This window comes from Staphylococcus caseorum (assembly GCF_049943195.1).
Classification (GTDB): Bacteria; Bacillota; Bacilli; order Staphylococcales; family Staphylococcaceae; genus Staphylococcus; species Staphylococcus equorum_A.
The window spans coordinates 428,740-444,485 of the sequence record NZ_JBNFUA010000001.1; the positions used below are offsets into that span (position 1 = coordinate 428,740).

A 15,746-nucleotide genomic window follows, 5' to 3' on the forward strand; every position below is an offset into this window, starting at 1 on the left:
GTATGATACTTTGTCGGCAGCTTCTTTATGTTTTGTAAAGTGATAGAATGGTAATTGAGACATATCAACTGCATCATTGTTATATGTATTTTGTGAAAATATTATTATATGTACACATGTTGGAGGGGAGATAATTGTGTTTAAGAAGTGGATAATTGTAATTGCGACTTTATTATTTATCAGTATTGTCATACGAATGTCTTTTATAATAACTTCTAATCATCAACAACCTGTGCATTCAGATATCGTCGAACCTAAAAATGCATTACCTATTATTGTTGAAAGTCAAGGCGTGACGAAAGTGAATGGGCATGTCATTGTCAACAAAACATACCAATTACCGAAACATTATAAACCTGGCGAAAATAAGAAAGCCAGACGTAAGTTAAATGAAATGCTAGATAAAGCTGAACAAAAAGAACTAGATTTAAACTATATTAGTGGCTATAGAAGTTATGAAGATCAACAAAAAGTAGTGAAATCATATGTTGAAAATGATGGGGAAAAAGTTGCAAAACAATATACTGCTAAACCGGGCCATTCAGAACATCAAACAGGGTTAGCATTTGATGTAGGTACACAAAGACCACTTGAAGATTTCCACGACGATTTTGAACATACGAAAGAAGCGCACTGGTTAGCTCAAAACGCTTCTAAATATGGTTTTATTATTAGGTATCCTAAAGGGCAATCAAATCAAACAGGCTATGCATATGAGGCATGGCATTTGCGATATGTAGGATCTGAATTAGCTAAAATTATAGACAACCAAGATACAAACTTAGAAAGTTATTACCAGTTGAATTAAATCATTACCGTAAAAAGGAAACTAAATTGTAAAAATCATCTCAGAAATATTGGGGTGGTTTTTTTCGACATCATTTTAGAACTCACAGACTAAAAATGATATAATCATATGTATGTTTAAAAAAGGAGTAACATATCATGCATGACATTAAAAAGTGGAAACATATTTTTAAATTAGACCCTGCAAAGTTAATATCTGACGAAGAATTAGAGGCAATTTGTTTATCTAACACAGACGCAATTATCATAGGCGGAACAGATGATGTTACTGAAGATAATGTTTTTCATTTAAAGCAACGCTTAATGCAATATTCATTACCGATAGCATTGGAAATTTCAAATGTAGATAGCGTAATGCTTGGTTTTGACTTTTATTTCGTGCCTACAGTGTTAAACAGTTCAGATGTTAAATATCATAATGGCATGTTGTTAGATGCACTCAAGTCATTCGGACAAATAATTGATTTTGATGAAGTCATATTTGAAGGTTATGTCGTACTTAATCCTGATAGTAAAGTTGCGAAAGTGACGCAAGCAAATACAAACTTAACGGATGAAGATATTGAAGCTTATGCATTAATGATTAATGATATGTACAAATTACCAGTTATGTATATAGAATATAGTGGTACATATGGAGAAGTAGAAATAGTAAAAACAGCAGCAGATCAATTAACAGATACACAACTATTTTATGGTGGTGGTATTAGTGATTATAACGAGGCAAAACAAATGGCTTCAATCGCAGACACTATTATAGTTGGAGACATTATATATAAAGATATAGAAAAAGCATTAAAAACAGTTGAGATAAAGGAGTCACATAAATGAACGCATTAGTTAATAAGATGAATGAGGAACAAAGCCAAGCAGTACGTACAACAGAGGGGCCATTACTTATAATGGCAGGTGCAGGTTCAGGCAAAACACGTGTCTTAACACATCGTATAGCTTACTTGCTTGATGAGAAAGACGTGTCTCCATATAACGTATTAGCCATCACATTTACAAATAAAGCTGCTAAAGAGATGAAAGCACGTGTTGAGACCCTAGTTGGGGAACAAGCTCAAGTGCTATGGATGTCTACATTCCACTCTATGTGTGTGAGAATCCTTCGAAGAGATGCAGATAGAATTGGCATAGAACGCAATTTTACAATTATTGATCCAACTGACCAAAAATCTGTGATTAAAGATGTATTGAAAAATGAAAATATTGATAGCAAAAAGTTTGAACCTAGAATGTTTATAGGCGCTATTAGTAATTTAAAAAACGAATTAAAAACGCCGGAAGATGCACAAAAAGAAGCAAATGATTATCATGCACAAATGGTTGCTACTGTTTATAAAGGTTATCAACGTCAACTATCAAGAAACGAAGCACTAGATTTTGATGATTTGATTATGGTTACAATACGTCTATTTGAACGTGTGCCAGAAGTATTAGATTATTATCAAAATAAATTTCAGTATATTCATGTGGATGAGTACCAAGATACGAATAAAGCGCAATATACATTAGTTAAACTCCTTGCAAATAAATTTAAAAACCTTTGCGTTGTAGGTGACTCAGATCAATCTATTTACGGATGGCGTGGCGCAGATATACAAAATATCCTTTCTTTTGAAGAAGATTATCCAGAAGCAAAAACGGTTTTCCTAGAGCAAAACTATCGTTCTACAAAAAATATTTTGAATGCGGCTAATGAAGTGATTAAAAATAATTCAGAGCGTAAACCAAAAGGGTTATGGACGGGCAATACAGACGGCGATAAAATCCATTATTATGAAGCAACAACTGAACGAGATGAAGCGGAATATGTTGTACGCGAAATTATGAAACATCAGCGTAATGGAAAGAAATATAAAGATATGGCTATTTTATATCGTACGAACGCACAGTCACGTGTACTTGAAGAAACGTTTATGAAATCAAACCTCCCTTATACAATGGTTGGCGGTCAAAAATTCTATGATAGAAAAGAAATTAAAGATTTATTAAGTTATGTACGTATCATTGCTAACAGTAATGATGATATTAGCTTGCGTCGTGTAATAAATATTCCAAAACGTGGTATTGGACCAACTTCTGTAGATAAAATTCAAACTTATGCAATACAAAATGATTTGAGTATGTTTGATGCATTAGCTGAAGTAGACTTTATTGGATTATCTAAAAAAGTAACGCAAGAATGTATTAACTTTTATGATGTGATGCAAAACCTTATCAAACAACAAGAATTTCTTGAAATCACTGAAATTGTTGAAGAAGTGCTAGTTAAATCAGGTTATCGTGAGATGTTAGAACGTGAACAAACGTTAGAATCTAGAAGTAGACTTGAAAATATCGATGAGTTTATGTCTGTTCCAAAAGATTATGAAGAGAATACACCATTAGAAGAACAGTCATTAATTAACTTCTTAACGGATTTATCGTTAGTTGCAGACATAGATGAAGCACAAATTGAAGATGGTATCACATTGATGACAATGCACTCTGCTAAAGGTCTAGAATTTCCGATTGTATTTATCATGGGCATGGAAGAGTCTTTATTCCCACACATTAGAGCAATTAAGAGCGATGATGAACATGAGATGCAAGAAGAGCGACGTATTTGTTATGTAGCTATCACACGTGCTGAAGAAACATTATATTTAACACATGCGACATCAAGAATGTTATTTGGACGACCACAATCCAATATGGCTTCTAGATTTTTAAGAGAAATACCTGAAGATCTATTGGAAAATGAAACTAAATCTAAAGCAAAAGCTAAAACACAAGGCAATAGCTTCCGTTCAGCAACAAAAGAACCAGCTAAAAGAGGTTATAGCCAACGTGCTACAGCTACTAAAAAAGCACAAGTGTCTTCCGATTGGAAAGTTGGAGACAAAGTTGTTCATAAATCATGGGGCGAAGGCATGGTTAGTAATGTAAAAGAAAAAAATGGTTCTGTAGAACTAGATATCATTTTTAAATCAGAAGGACCGAAACGCTTACTTGCACAATTTGCGCCAATTGAGAAAAAGGGGGAATAAAATGTGGCTGATTTACAATCACGCGTCGACGAATTGCATCAACGCTTAAATCGCTATAGTTATGAGTACTACGTTCAAGATAACCCATCAGTGCCAGACAGTGAATACGATAAGTTGTTGCATGAGTTAATAGACATTGAAGAGACTCACCCAGAATATCGAACGTCTGATTCTCCAACAGTAAGAGTCGGCGGTTCTGCCCAATCAACTTTCGAGAAGGTAAGACACAATACCCCGATGCTCAGTTTAGGCAACGCGTTTAATGAAGAAGACTTAAGAAAATTCGATCAACGTATACGTGAACGTATCGGTGACGTAGAATACATGTGTGAATTGAAAATAGATGGCTTGGCAGTATCTTTGAAATATGTAAATGGCCGATTTGTACAAGGATTAACACGTGGAGATGGTACTACAGGTGAGGATATTACGGAAAATTTAAAAACAATTCATGCGATTCCTTTGAAAATCAAGGAAGCTAGAACATTTGAAGTTCGTGGCGAAGCGTATATGCCTAGACAATCATTTTTTAATTTAAATGAAGCAAAAGCTAAGAATGATGAACAAGCGTTTGCGAATCCACGAAATGCTGCTGCAGGTTCACTTAGACAATTAGATTCAAAGCTTGCAGCTAAACGTAAACTAAGTGTTTTTCTTTATAGTGTTAATGACTTTACTCAATTTAATGCGAATACACAAAGTGAAGCATTAGATGAATTAGATGAGTTAGGCTTTAAAACGAACCAAGAACGTCAACGTGTACAAACAATTGATGATGTGATTGCATATATTGAACAGTGGACTGAAAAAAGAGAAGCATTACCTTATGATATTGATGGTATTGTAATTAAAGTGAATATGGTAGAGCACCAAGAGGAGCTTGGTTTCACTCAAAAATCACCACGTTGGGCGATTGCGTATAAATTCCCAGCAGAAGAAGTGATTACAGATTTATTAGATATTGAATTAAGTATAGGTAGAACAGGTGTAGTCACACCTACAGCTATTCTTGAACCAGTTAAAGTTGCTGGGACTACTGTTTCTCGCGCTTCTTTACATAACGAAGATTTGATTCACGACAAAGATATTAGAATTGGCGACAGTGTAGTAATTAAAAAAGCAGGGGATATTATACCTGAAGTCATTAAAAGTGTATTAGATAGACGTCCAGATAACGCGGAAGTTTATCATATGCCAACACATTGCCCAAGTTGTGAACATGAATTAGTACGCATAGAGGGCGAAGTTGCTTTACGTTGTATCAATCCTAAGTGCCAAGCACAACTTGTAGAAGGCATGATTCATTTTGTTTCTAGACAAGCAATGAATATCGACGGTTTAGGTACAAAAATCATTCAACAACTTTATGATAATGAAAAGATAAAAGACATTGCAGATATTTTCTACTTAACAAAAGAAGATTTGTTACCACTTGACCGCATGGGAGAGAAAAAAGTAGATAATTTAATCAATGCCATTGAAGTGTCTAAAAACAATTCGTTAGAACAGTTATTGTTTGGTTTAGGTATCAGACATCTTGGCGTAAAGGCAAGCCAAGTTATAGCTGAAAAATATGGCACAATGGATAAATTATTCGAAGTAACTGAAGAAGATTTTGTTGGTATTCATGACATCGGACACAAAGTAGCTCAATCTGTAGTTACGTATTTAGAAAATGAAGATATTCGTGCACTTATTAATAAATTAAAAGAAAAAAATGTTAATATGACATATAAAGGCATAAAGACAAGTGATTTGGAAGGCCATCCAGACTTTAAAGGCAAGACAATTGTACTTACTGGTAAGTTGTATCAAATGACTAGAAACGAAGCTTCAAAATGGTTAGAACTTCAAGGTGCAAAAGTTACGAGCAGTGTAACTAAAAGTACAGACTTAGTCATCGCTGGCGAGGATGCAGGCTCTAAATTAACAAAAGCTGAAAAATTTGGTACAGCAATATGGTCAGAAGAAGACTTTGTTCAGAAGCAAAATGAAATCGAGGGATAGAGGAGATAATGCATGAAACGGAAGGTTATACTATTCATCTCAGCAGTTTTTTTATTATCAGCATGTGGCAATGATGATGAGAAAAGCAAAGAACAATCTAATGAAAATGAACAACAACAGCAGCAACAAGATTCTGGTTCTGTAAAAGATATAGCAACAGATAAAAATGTATCAGGAAACAATTACAGAACAATATTACCATTTAAAGAAAGTAAAGCACGCGGTGTATTACAAGAAAACATGGCAAATAGTTATAACGGTGAAGATTTCGAGAGTGGTCTATTAGATTTAAGTAAAGAAGTCTTTCCAACTGAAGATTATTTATATCAAGATGGCCAATATCTAGATAAAGATACAATTAACGCATATTTAGGACCTAAATATACTAAAGATGAAATCGATGATATGGATGAAGACGAACGTAAAGAGAAAAAAGCAAATGAGAATTTAGGATTAAATCCATCTCATAATGGTGAAACTGATCCTGAGAAAATTGCAGAAAATTCACCAGCATATCTTTCTAATATTTTAGAACAAGATTTTTATAATAGTGGAGATACAAAAGGTAAAAAAATTAAAGGTATGACGATTGGTTTAGCGATGAACAGTACATATTATTACCAAAAGGAAAAAGATGGAGAGACCTATAGTAAGAAATTAGATGACAAAGAAATTAAAAAACAAGGTAAAAAAATGTCTGAAGAAATACTTACTAGATTACGTGAAAATAAAGAACTGAAAGATATTCCAATTCATTTTGCTGTTTATAAACAGTCCGGAGAAAACTCTATTATACCTGGTGAGTTTATCGCTGGTACAACAGTTGAAGGTGATAAAACACGTATTAATGAATGGAAAGATATTCAACAGAAAACTGCTTTATTACCATCTGGAGAAGCTGCAGAATTAGATGAAAGTTTAAACTCTGATTTCAAACAGTTTAATGATAATCTCCAAACATATTTTAATAATTTCACTCAAGCAGTAGGTACTGTTAAATTCGATAATAAAGAAGCTAAGCAATTATCTGTAGATGTACCAATTGATTATTATGGTAAAGCTGAAACCATAGGTATTACACAATATGTCACTGAACAAGCAAGAAAATATTTCGATGATATAGATGAGTATGAAATTCACATTAAAGATGGGAATAACCCTAAAGCACTAATTAGTAAAACAAAAGAAGATAAAGAACCGCAAGTTCATATTTATAAAAACAACAACTAATTTTTAGTCAGCCTTGTAAGGGTGGGAATACGAAATCAAATTTAAAATTTGATTTCTATCCCGCTCTTTTTTGTTTTAAAATTTTCCGATTTTGAAAGTGCATGCTTGCCTGGGGTATGGCTCGAGCCTGTAGTCTCTCGCTCACACTATACCCCTAGGCGTCAGCCCTTTACAAAATCGGTTTATTACATGAATTTATACAAAAAACTTTAGTATAGCGAATTTACTTTAACATATTTTTAAAACGCGATAGCTTATGTATTAGAATTATAATCTGACTCAATAGATAATATCATTGGAACTGTGATACTAGTCACTAACAAAGAATGTTTAAAATTTGATTTCTATCCCGCTCTGTTTTATTTTAAAATTTTTCGATTTTGAACGTGCATGCTTGTGTTTTTTCGAACATGAATGGTTATACAAGAGGATTCATAATAGCGTCGAGATAAATGTTAAGTAATTTTATGACTTTACTCTATAGATACTAAGTGTTAAACGCTTACATTTTTTTGGAGTATATTCTATATTCATAGAAATAATAGAATTATTATACATATAAAAGTGATGAATACTTATCCACATCTTGAAAACCTAGCTATAAAAGGGTTGTGAAAACATATATTTTTTGGAAAAGTATAAAAATAAATCACTATAATTTACTGTTATTATCGAAAAGCTTAGATTTTTGGGCGGAATTTTGGTACAATTTTGTAATGAATGAGTAAAAAGGAGGCTTTTATTTAATGGCTAAAGTTACACGTGAAGAAGTAGAGCATATAGCAAATTTAGCTAGACTTGAAATTACTGAAGATGCAACTGCAGAGATGCAAGAAACATTAGAAAGTATTTTAAACTTTGCTAATCATATAGATACAGCAGATACAAGTGAAGTAGAACCAACATATCACGTATTAGATTTACAAAATGTATTACGTGAAGACAAAGCAGACGAGGGTATTCCTCAAGAGCTTGCATTAAAAAATGCTAAAGAGACGGAAGATGGACAATTTAAAGTCCCATCTATCATGAATGAGGAGGACGCTTAAGATGACCATCCGTTATGAATCTGTGGAAAATTTGATCAACTTAATAAAAAACAAAGAAATTAAGCCTTCACAAATTGTGAATGATATTTATGATGCAATCGAAGAAACTGATCCAACAATCAAATCGTTTCTTGCATTAGATAAAGAAAATGCAGTTAAACAAGCTCAGGAATTAGATGAATTACAAGCTAAAGACCAAATGGAAGGTAAACTTTTTGGTATTCCTATGGGTATTAAAGACAACATTATTACTGAAGGCGTTGAAACAACTTGCGCAAGTAAAATGTTAGAAGGATTTGTACCTATTTATGAATCAACAGTAATGAATAAATTACGAAATGAACAAGCAGTACTTATTGGTAAACTCAACTTAGATGAATTCGCTATGGGTGGTTCAACTGAAACTTCATACTTTAAAAAGACGGTTAACCCATTTGATCATACTGCAGTACCTGGAGGGTCATCAGGTGGTTCAGCAGCAGCTGTAGCAGCAGGTTTAGTTCCTTTCAGTTTAGGTACTGATACTGGTGGTTCAATTCGTCAACCAGCGGCTTACTGTGGTATCGTAGGCATGAAACCTACATATGGTCGCGTATCACGTTTTGGATTAGTTGCGTTTGCATCATCATTAGACCAAATCGGACCACTTACACGTAATGTTAAAGATAATGCCTTAGTATTAGAAACAATTACTGGTTTAGATGAAAATGACTCTACAAGTGCGCCAGTTGAAGATTCAGATTTCACTACTGATATCGGTAAAGATATTCAAGGTCTTAAAGTTGCGTTACCAACAGAATACCTTGGTGAAGGTGTATCAGAAGATGTTAAAGCTTCTGTTAAACAAGCTGTTGAAACACTAAAAGAATTAGGTGCAACAGTTGAAGAAGTATCATTACCAAACACTAAATATGGTATCCCTTCTTATTACGTTATTGCTTCATCAGAAGCTTCATCAAACTTATCTCGTTTTGATGGTATTAGATATGGTTACCATTCACCTGAAGCGAACTCATTAGAAGAATTATACAAAATGTCTAGAAGTGAAGGTTTTGGTGACGAAGTTAAACGTCGTATCTTCTTAGGTACTTTTGCATTGAGTTCTGGTTATTATGATGCATTTTATAAAAAATCACAAAAAGTAAGAACATTGATTAAAAATGATTTTGACCGCATATTTGAAAACTACGATGTTATTGTAGGACCAACGACACCAACACCAGCGTTTAACATAGGTGAAGAAATTGATGATCCGCTTACAATGTATGCGAATGATTTATTAACAACACCAGTAAACTTAGCTGGATTACCAGGTATTTCTGTTCCTTGTGGTAAATCAAACGGACGTCCAATTGGTTTACAATTTATTGGAAAACCATTTGATGAGAAGACGTTATATCGTGTCGCTTACCAATATGAAACAAAATTCAATTTTCATAATGAATACGAAAAATTATAAGGAGTGGAAATCATGTATTTTGAAACAGTTATTGGACTAGAAGTCCATGTTGAGTTAAAAACAGAATCTAAAATGTTCTCTGCATCACCAGCACATTTTGGAGCAAAACCTAACTCAAACACAAGCGTAATTGATCTTGCATATCCTGGTGTGTTACCAGTTGTAAATAGACGCGCTGTTGATTGGGCTATGAGAGCTTCAATGGCAATCAATATGGATATTGCAACAGAATCTAAATTTGACCGTAAAAACTATTTCTATCCAGATAATCCAAAAGCATATCAAATTTCACAATTTGATCAGCCTATTGGTGAAAATGGTTATATTGATATTGAAGTTGATGGTAAGACAAAACGTATCGGCATTACACGTCTTCACATGGAAGAAGATGCTGGTAAATCAACGCATAAAGATGGATACTCTTTAGTAGATTTAAACAGACAAGGTACACCATTGATTGAAATTGTTTCTGAACCAGACATTCGTTCACCAGAAGAAGCATATGCATACTTAGAAAAACTACGTTCTATTATTCAATATACTGGTGTTTCTGACTGTAAGATGGAAGAAGGCTCACTACGTTGTGACGCTAACATCTCATTACGTCCATATGGCCAAGAAGAGTTTGGTACAAAAGCAGAGTTGAAAAACTTAAACTCATTTAGTTTTGTACGTAAAGGTCTTGAATATGAAGAAAAACGTCAAGAAGAAGAACTATTAAATGGTGGAGAAATCCTACAGGAAACACGTAGATATGATGAGTCAACTGGTAAAACAATTTTAATGCGTGTTAAAGAAGGCTCTGATGACTACCGTTACTTCCCAGAACCAGACATCGTACCTTTATATGTGGATGAAGATTGGAAAGAGCGTGTACGTCAAACAATCCCAGAATTACCAGATGAAAGAAAAGAAAAATATGTGAACAACTTCGGCTTACCTGCTTATGATGCGCATGTATTAACACTTACAAAAGAAATGTCTGATTTCTTTGAAAGTGCTATTGCTGAAGGTGCAGATGCTAAATTAACTTCTAACTGGTTAATGGGCGGCGTGAATGAGTATCTTAATAAAAACCAAATTGATTTATTAGATACAAAATTAACACCTGAAAACTTAGCTGGAATGATTAAATTAATTGAAGATGGCACAATGAGCAGTAAAATCGCTAAAAAAGTGTTCCCAGAACTCGCTGAAAATGGTGGGGATGCGAAACAAATTATGGAAGATAAAGGCCTAGTTCAAATTTCTGATGAAGCTACACTTTTAAAATTTGTAAACGAAGCGTTAGACAATAATGAACAATCAGTTGAAGATTACAAAAATGGTAAAGGTAAAGCTATGGGCTTCTTAGTTGGTCAAATTATGAAAGCTTCAAAAGGCCAAGCCAATCCTCAATTAGTAAATCAATTGTTAAAACAAGAATTAGATAAAAGATAATTAAAAATGCGTTGGATTTTAGTGTAATGTGATGATTAGATAACGCATTACAATAATAGATATAGCAGAACCTGTAGAACGTTTTTGTCTACAGGTTCTTTTACTATTTATACGATATTATATATATTCTGTAAAATTTGGCCTAAATACTTTTATCATTTATCTAAATCATATAATATAGACATTGAGTATAAGAAGTCGAGGGATAAAATATGAGAAAACGAGCTAGAATCATTTATAATCCAACATCTGGAAAAGAATTGTTTAAACGTACCTTGCCAGATGTTTTAATTAAATTAGAAAAAGCAGGGTTTGAGACAAGTGCATATGCAACTGAAAAAGTTGGAGACGCAACTTCAGAAGCAGAACGCAGTTTAGAACAAAACTATGATGTATTAATTGCTGCCGGTGGTGACGGTACGCTTAATGAAGTCATAAATGGTATTGCAGAGCAGCCGAACAGACCTAATATAGGCATTATACCTATGGGGACAGTAAATGATTTTGGACGTGCACTACATTTGCCAAATGACATTATGAGTGCAATTGATGTGATTATAGAAGGCCATACAACACGGGTTGATATAGGCAAGATGAATAGTCGTTATTTCATAAATTTAGCTGCCGGTGGTCAATTAACACAAGTTTCTTATGAGACGCCAAGTAAATTGAAATCCATCGTTGGACCGTTTGCCTATTATATAAAAGGTTTTGAAATGTTACCCCAAATGAAAGCTGTCGATATTCGTGTGGAATATGACAATGAAGTTTTTCAAGGGGAAGCATTATTGTTCTTATTAGGTTTAACGAATTCTATGGCTGGTTTTGAAAAATTAGTGCCAGATGCTAAGTTAGATGATGGTTATTTTACATTGATTATCGTTGAAAAAGCAAACCTTGCTGAATTAGGACATATAATGACCCTAGCTTCTAGAGGAGAACATACTAAGCATCCTAAGATACATTATAAGAAAGCCAAATCCATTAGCGTATCATCATTTGTAGATATGCAGTTAAACGTAGATGGTGAATATGGTGGTAAATTACCAGGCAATTTCTTGAATTTAAAACAACATATCGAAGTATTTACGCCAAGTGATATTAATAATGATGAAATAGTTGAACAATAAAAGTAGGTTTCGTATAATATTACAAAATCAATTTGAAGAACTTAAGTGTTTCAAGTTAAAATGAATAGTCGAAAAAATTAAAGATACAGAATAAACTGAGAGGTTAGGTAAAGACATCAAATATCCTAACCTCTTTTAGTGTGGGGTGAAGTCATGGATACAATTCAAAAAAATGAGGTTGTAGAAGGAAAAGTTATAGATTTAACACATGAAGGACATGGTGTTGTTAAATTAGATCGCTATCCTATATTTGTACCAAATGCATTGATTAATGAAACAATAGAATTCAAAGTGATAAAAGTTAAGAAAAATTTTGCAATAGGTAAGCTAATTGAAATTAAAAAAGAGAGTGAAGAACGTGTAGAACCACCATGTGTTTATTACCATAAATGTGGTGGCTGTCAGCTACAACATATGACTTATCAAGCGCAATTGAATATGAAAAAAGAGCAAGTTGTCAATTTGTTCCACCGTAAAGGAGATTTTAAGGACACAATTATTCACGATACGATTGGTATGGATAATCCTTGGTTTTATCGTAATAAATCTCAAGTCCCAGTTGGTAAGAACAATGAAAATAAAGTGATTACAGGATTCTATCGTCAAAGAAGTCATGACATTATAGATATGGATGAATGTTTAATACAAGACAATATGCATCAAGATGTGCTGAATCAACTCAAATTATGGTTCAATGAATTAAATATCAGTATATATAATGAACGTAAAAAACAAGGACTTATGCGTCATGTCGTAATTAGAACAGGACACCATTCTAGAGAACTGATGGTTGTATTTGTTACAAACGGCAAGAAATTTAAACAAAGTGATGTGCTTACAGAAAAATTAGTAGCAGCATTTCCAGAAATCGTGAGCGTCAAACATAACGTGAATGATACACATTCGAATGTCATTATGGGTGAAACGTCATATACGCTATATGGTAAAGATGAAATTCAAGATACACTTTCAGATGTAACATTCAAAATCAGTGATCAATCTTTTTATCAAATCAATTCTATTCAAACTGAAAAATTATATCAACGTGCAATTGAATATGCTGAACTTAAAGGTGAAGAAACAATACTAGATACTTATTGTGGTATAGGTACAATTGGATTATACATGGCACCGAAAGCGCAACATGTCTATGGTGTTGAAATTGTCCCAGAAGCGATTGCAGACGCAAAGCAAAATGCGACCTTAAACCAGTTCGAAAATACTACTTTTGTCTGTGGTAAAGCTGAAGAGGTTATTCTAAAATGGAAAGCACAAGGCATTAAACCAGATGTAGTAATGGTTGACCCACCTAGAAAAGGCTGTGACGAAACTTTCTTGGAAACACTTTTAGAATTGAACCCAAGAAAGATTGTCTATATTTCTTGCAATCCATCAACGCAACAACGTGATGCACAACAATTAGCACAACAATATAAATTAACACAAATTACACCAGTAGATATGTTTCCACATACCACGCATGTTGAAACAGTAGCACAATTTGAAAGACGCTAAATTATAATATTTTATATTTAGGTAGCTTAACGTGAATATTGGATTTGTGTGAATTTAATTAATAAGTTGTTTACTAATTATTGCAAAATATTGCAGAACAAGTAAGTTTGTTAAAATTCAATTACAAGCAACTAACTTACTTGAAAAGCCCATCATTAGTGGTTACAATCGTTGTATAGTCTAGGTAATAGCGATGACGATGACACGGAGGGTTGACACATGTTCAAGATTGATTTGTTCTCTAGCAAGAAAATGCTAGAAGGTTTTATACTTTTTCAATTTACAATAGTGATGGTTAGTATATTATTATCTTATAAATTTGCTTATTCATTTACACACATTATAGAACAAAATATTATATTAAATTTAGTATACGGTATATTAGGATTTGCAGTTGTTTATTTCTTACATGAATTTATTCATAATATAATGTTCCGTTTGTTGTCAAAAGGCAATAAACCTACTTTCCAGATCCGCCAAGGTTTAATTACTACCCATATGCCAAATGTATATTTTAAAAAATGGCAATACATCACTATCATGTTAGCTCCCTTAGTCGTTATTACAACAGTGTTGATTATATTATTCTCATTTTTTGCATATTCATCTATGATATTTATAGCGAGTCTTCATATTGGATATTGTGTAATGGACATGTATTTCTTAACAGGCGCATTTAATACTAAAGTGCAATATATTGAAGATACAGAAGAAGGTATAATATTTTATTCAGAGAGTCCAGTGACACAATTACAGGCTCAGACAGAAGTGAAATAAACATAATTGAATTTATAAATTTTAATCTGAGTTAGTTATTTACTTACAGAGAGATGTTGATGATTGTGTTCAGCAGTCGTTTGTTCTGATAAGAGATAACTGGCTCTTTTTTTGTTACTTGAGCAAATTATAAGAAAATACATATTTTAAAAGTTAAGATTAAACTAATATTAATCATTGTATCCAGACGATGAAGGAGGTGAGTGCATTGTCAGAAAGACGTATTATCCATATCGATATGGACTATTTTTTTGCGCAAGTAGAAATGAGAGATAATCCAAAGTTAAAAGGGAAGCCTGTGATTGTAGGTGGTAAAGCAAGCGGTAGGGGCGTAGTTTCAACAGCCTCATACGAAGCTAGAAAATATGGTGTACATTCTGCAATGCCCACTGCACAAGCACATAAGTTATGTCCAAATGGTTTTTATGTTACGCCAAGATTCGAAGCGTATAAAGCAGCTTCAGAAAAGATTATGAAGATATTTAAGAGTTATACTGATGTTGTAGAACCCTTGTCATTAGATGAAGCTTATTTAGACATTACACATTTAGTTAGAGCAGATTTACCTGCATCAAGCATTGCTCAATATATACGTAAAGATATTTTTGAAGCAACACAACTGACTTCTTCTGCTGGTGTATCTTATAATAAATTTTTAGCTAAATTAGCGAGTGGAATGAATAAGCCAAATGGGTTAACAGTAATTGATTATCATAATGTACACGAGATATTAATGGGATTAGATATAGGCGATTTCCCTGGTGTAGGTAAAGCTTCCAAACAGAAAATGCATGATAACGCAATATACAATGGTAAAGATTTATACGAACAAAGTGAAAGAGAATTAATAAGACTTTTTGGTAAACGAGGACATGGGCTGTATAACAAAGCGAGGGGTATAGACTATAATCCTGTTAAATCAACAAGAATAAGGAAATCAGTTGGTACAGAGCGTACTTTTGCGACGGATATGAATGATGACGATCAAATATTACAAAAAATATGGGAATTAAGCCATAAAACAGCTGAACGTTTAGCTAAGTTACAAAAATCCGGTAAGACAGTTACAGTAAAAATAAAGACGCACAAATTTGAATCATTATCGAAACAGCGAAGCTTAAGAGATCCTGTCAGAGATGAAACGGATATTTATAATATAGCTTATACTTTATATACAGAATTAAAAGATCCAGATGTGCCCATTAGACTAGTAGGTGTAACGGTAGGTAATTTAGAAAAAGCATCTTATGAAAACATGACAATTTATGATTATATTTAAAAAAGTGAGTTCAAA

General features: G+C 33.3%; 12 protein-coding genes. All 12 read left to right on the top strand.

Translation table 11 applies throughout. The annotated features are described in order from the left end of the window. Positions 1 to 136: 136 nt before the first annotated feature. The 12 genes from ACP3TL_RS02240 to dinB all read left to right on the top strand — a co-directional run bounded on the left by ACP3TL_RS02240 (position 137) and on the right by dinB (position 15,731). Positions 137 to 808, top strand: a complete 672-nt coding sequence (locus tag ACP3TL_RS02240) for a M15 family metallopeptidase (RefSeq protein ID WP_046466258.1) — start codon at positions 137 to 139, stop codon at positions 806 to 808. A 137-nt stretch (positions 809 to 945) separates the two neighbouring features. Continuing rightward, the gene (gene pcrB / locus ACP3TL_RS02245; protein ID WP_277575909.1) at positions 946 to 1,638 is read left to right on the top strand and encodes a heptaprenylglyceryl phosphate synthase; all 693 of its coding nucleotides are present in this window, start codon (positions 946 to 948) and stop codon (positions 1,636 to 1,638) included. After that, positions 1,635 to 3,845, top strand: a complete 2,211-nt coding sequence (gene pcrA / locus ACP3TL_RS02250; RefSeq protein ID WP_046466256.1) for a DNA helicase PcrA — start codon at positions 1,635 to 1,637, stop codon at positions 3,843 to 3,845. Before pcrB ends, pcrA begins: the two co-directional genes overlap by 4 nt. A 3-nt stretch (positions 3,846 to 3,848) precedes the next feature. Further along, a complete protein-coding gene (gene ligA, locus ACP3TL_RS02255; protein ID WP_046466255.1) occupies positions 3,849 to 5,852 on the top strand; it encodes an NAD-dependent DNA ligase LigA in 2,004 nt (667 codons plus the stop codon). A 12-nt stretch (positions 5,853 to 5,864) separates the two neighbouring features. Beyond that, the gene (locus ACP3TL_RS02260; protein ID WP_046466254.1) at positions 5,865 to 7,082 is read left to right on the top strand and encodes a CamS family sex pheromone protein; all 1,218 of its coding nucleotides are present in this window, start codon (positions 5,865 to 5,867) and stop codon (positions 7,080 to 7,082) included. 746 nt (positions 7,083 to 7,828) lie between these two features. Beyond that, positions 7,829 to 8,131, top strand: a complete 303-nt coding sequence (gatC, locus tag ACP3TL_RS02265) for an Asp-tRNA(Asn)/Glu-tRNA(Gln) amidotransferase subunit GatC (RefSeq protein ID WP_046466253.1) — start codon at positions 7,829 to 7,831, stop codon at positions 8,129 to 8,131. A 1-nt stretch (position 8,132) separates the two neighbouring features. Continuing rightward, positions 8,133 to 9,590 (top strand): Asp-tRNA(Asn)/Glu-tRNA(Gln) amidotransferase subunit GatA, encoded by a 1,458-nt coding sequence (gatA, locus tag ACP3TL_RS02270; RefSeq protein ID WP_046466252.1) that lies wholly within the window; start codon positions 8,133 to 8,135, stop codon positions 9,588 to 9,590. 12 nt (positions 9,591 to 9,602) lie between these two features. Continuing rightward, positions 9,603 to 11,030 (top strand): Asp-tRNA(Asn)/Glu-tRNA(Gln) amidotransferase subunit GatB, encoded by a 1,428-nt coding sequence (gene gatB, locus ACP3TL_RS02275; RefSeq protein ID WP_046466251.1) that lies wholly within the window; start codon positions 9,603 to 9,605, stop codon positions 11,028 to 11,030. 212 nt (positions 11,031 to 11,242) lie between these two features. Beyond that, positions 11,243 to 12,160 carry a diacylglycerol kinase gene (locus ACP3TL_RS02280; protein WP_046466250.1) on the top strand — a complete coding sequence of 306 codons (918 nt, stop codon included), beginning with the start codon at positions 11,243 to 11,245 and terminating at the stop codon, positions 12,158 to 12,160. 153 nt (positions 12,161 to 12,313) lie between these two features. Further along, positions 12,314 to 13,675, top strand: a complete 1,362-nt coding sequence (rlmD, locus tag ACP3TL_RS02285) for a 23S rRNA (uracil(1939)-C(5))-methyltransferase RlmD (RefSeq protein WP_046466249.1) — start codon at positions 12,314 to 12,316, stop codon at positions 13,673 to 13,675. Between the two features lie 219 nt (positions 13,676 to 13,894). After that, positions 13,895 to 14,452 (top strand): DUF3267 domain-containing protein, encoded by a 558-nt coding sequence (locus ACP3TL_RS02290; protein ID WP_046466248.1) that lies wholly within the window; start codon positions 13,895 to 13,897, stop codon positions 14,450 to 14,452. A 208-nt stretch (positions 14,453 to 14,660) separates the two neighbouring features. Then, positions 14,661 to 15,731, top strand: a complete 1,071-nt coding sequence (dinB, locus tag ACP3TL_RS02295; protein WP_046466247.1) for a DNA polymerase IV — start codon at positions 14,661 to 14,663, stop codon at positions 15,729 to 15,731. Positions 15,732 to 15,746: the final 15 nt, after the last annotated feature.

What these genes read in the sequence shown, in the direction of transcription:
- ACP3TL_RS02260 (WP_046466254.1), top strand. Translation starts at nt 5,865, where the DNA reads ATGAAACGGAAGGTTATACTATTCATCTCAGCAGTTTTTTTATTATCA.
- pcrB (WP_277575909.1), top strand. Translation starts at nt 946, where the DNA reads ATGCATGACATTAAAAAGTGGAAACATATTTTTAAATTAGACCCTGCA.
- rlmD (WP_046466249.1), top strand. Translation starts at nt 12,314, where the DNA reads ATGGATACAATTCAAAAAAATGAGGTTGTAGAAGGAAAAGTTATAGAT.
- ACP3TL_RS02280 (WP_046466250.1), top strand. Translation starts at nt 11,243, where the DNA reads ATGAGAAAACGAGCTAGAATCATTTATAATCCAACATCTGGAAAAGAA.
- gatC (WP_046466253.1), top strand. Translation starts at nt 7,829, where the DNA reads ATGGCTAAAGTTACACGTGAAGAAGTAGAGCATATAGCAAATTTAGCT.
- pcrA (WP_046466256.1), top strand. Translation starts at nt 1,635, where the DNA reads ATGAACGCATTAGTTAATAAGATGAATGAGGAACAAAGCCAAGCAGTA.
- gatA (WP_046466252.1), top strand. Translation starts at nt 8,133, where the DNA reads ATGACCATCCGTTATGAATCTGTGGAAAATTTGATCAACTTAATAAAA.
- ACP3TL_RS02290 (WP_046466248.1), top strand. Translation starts at nt 13,895, where the DNA reads ATGTTCAAGATTGATTTGTTCTCTAGCAAGAAAATGCTAGAAGGTTTT.
- gatB (WP_046466251.1), top strand. Translation starts at nt 9,603, where the DNA reads ATGTATTTTGAAACAGTTATTGGACTAGAAGTCCATGTTGAGTTAAAA.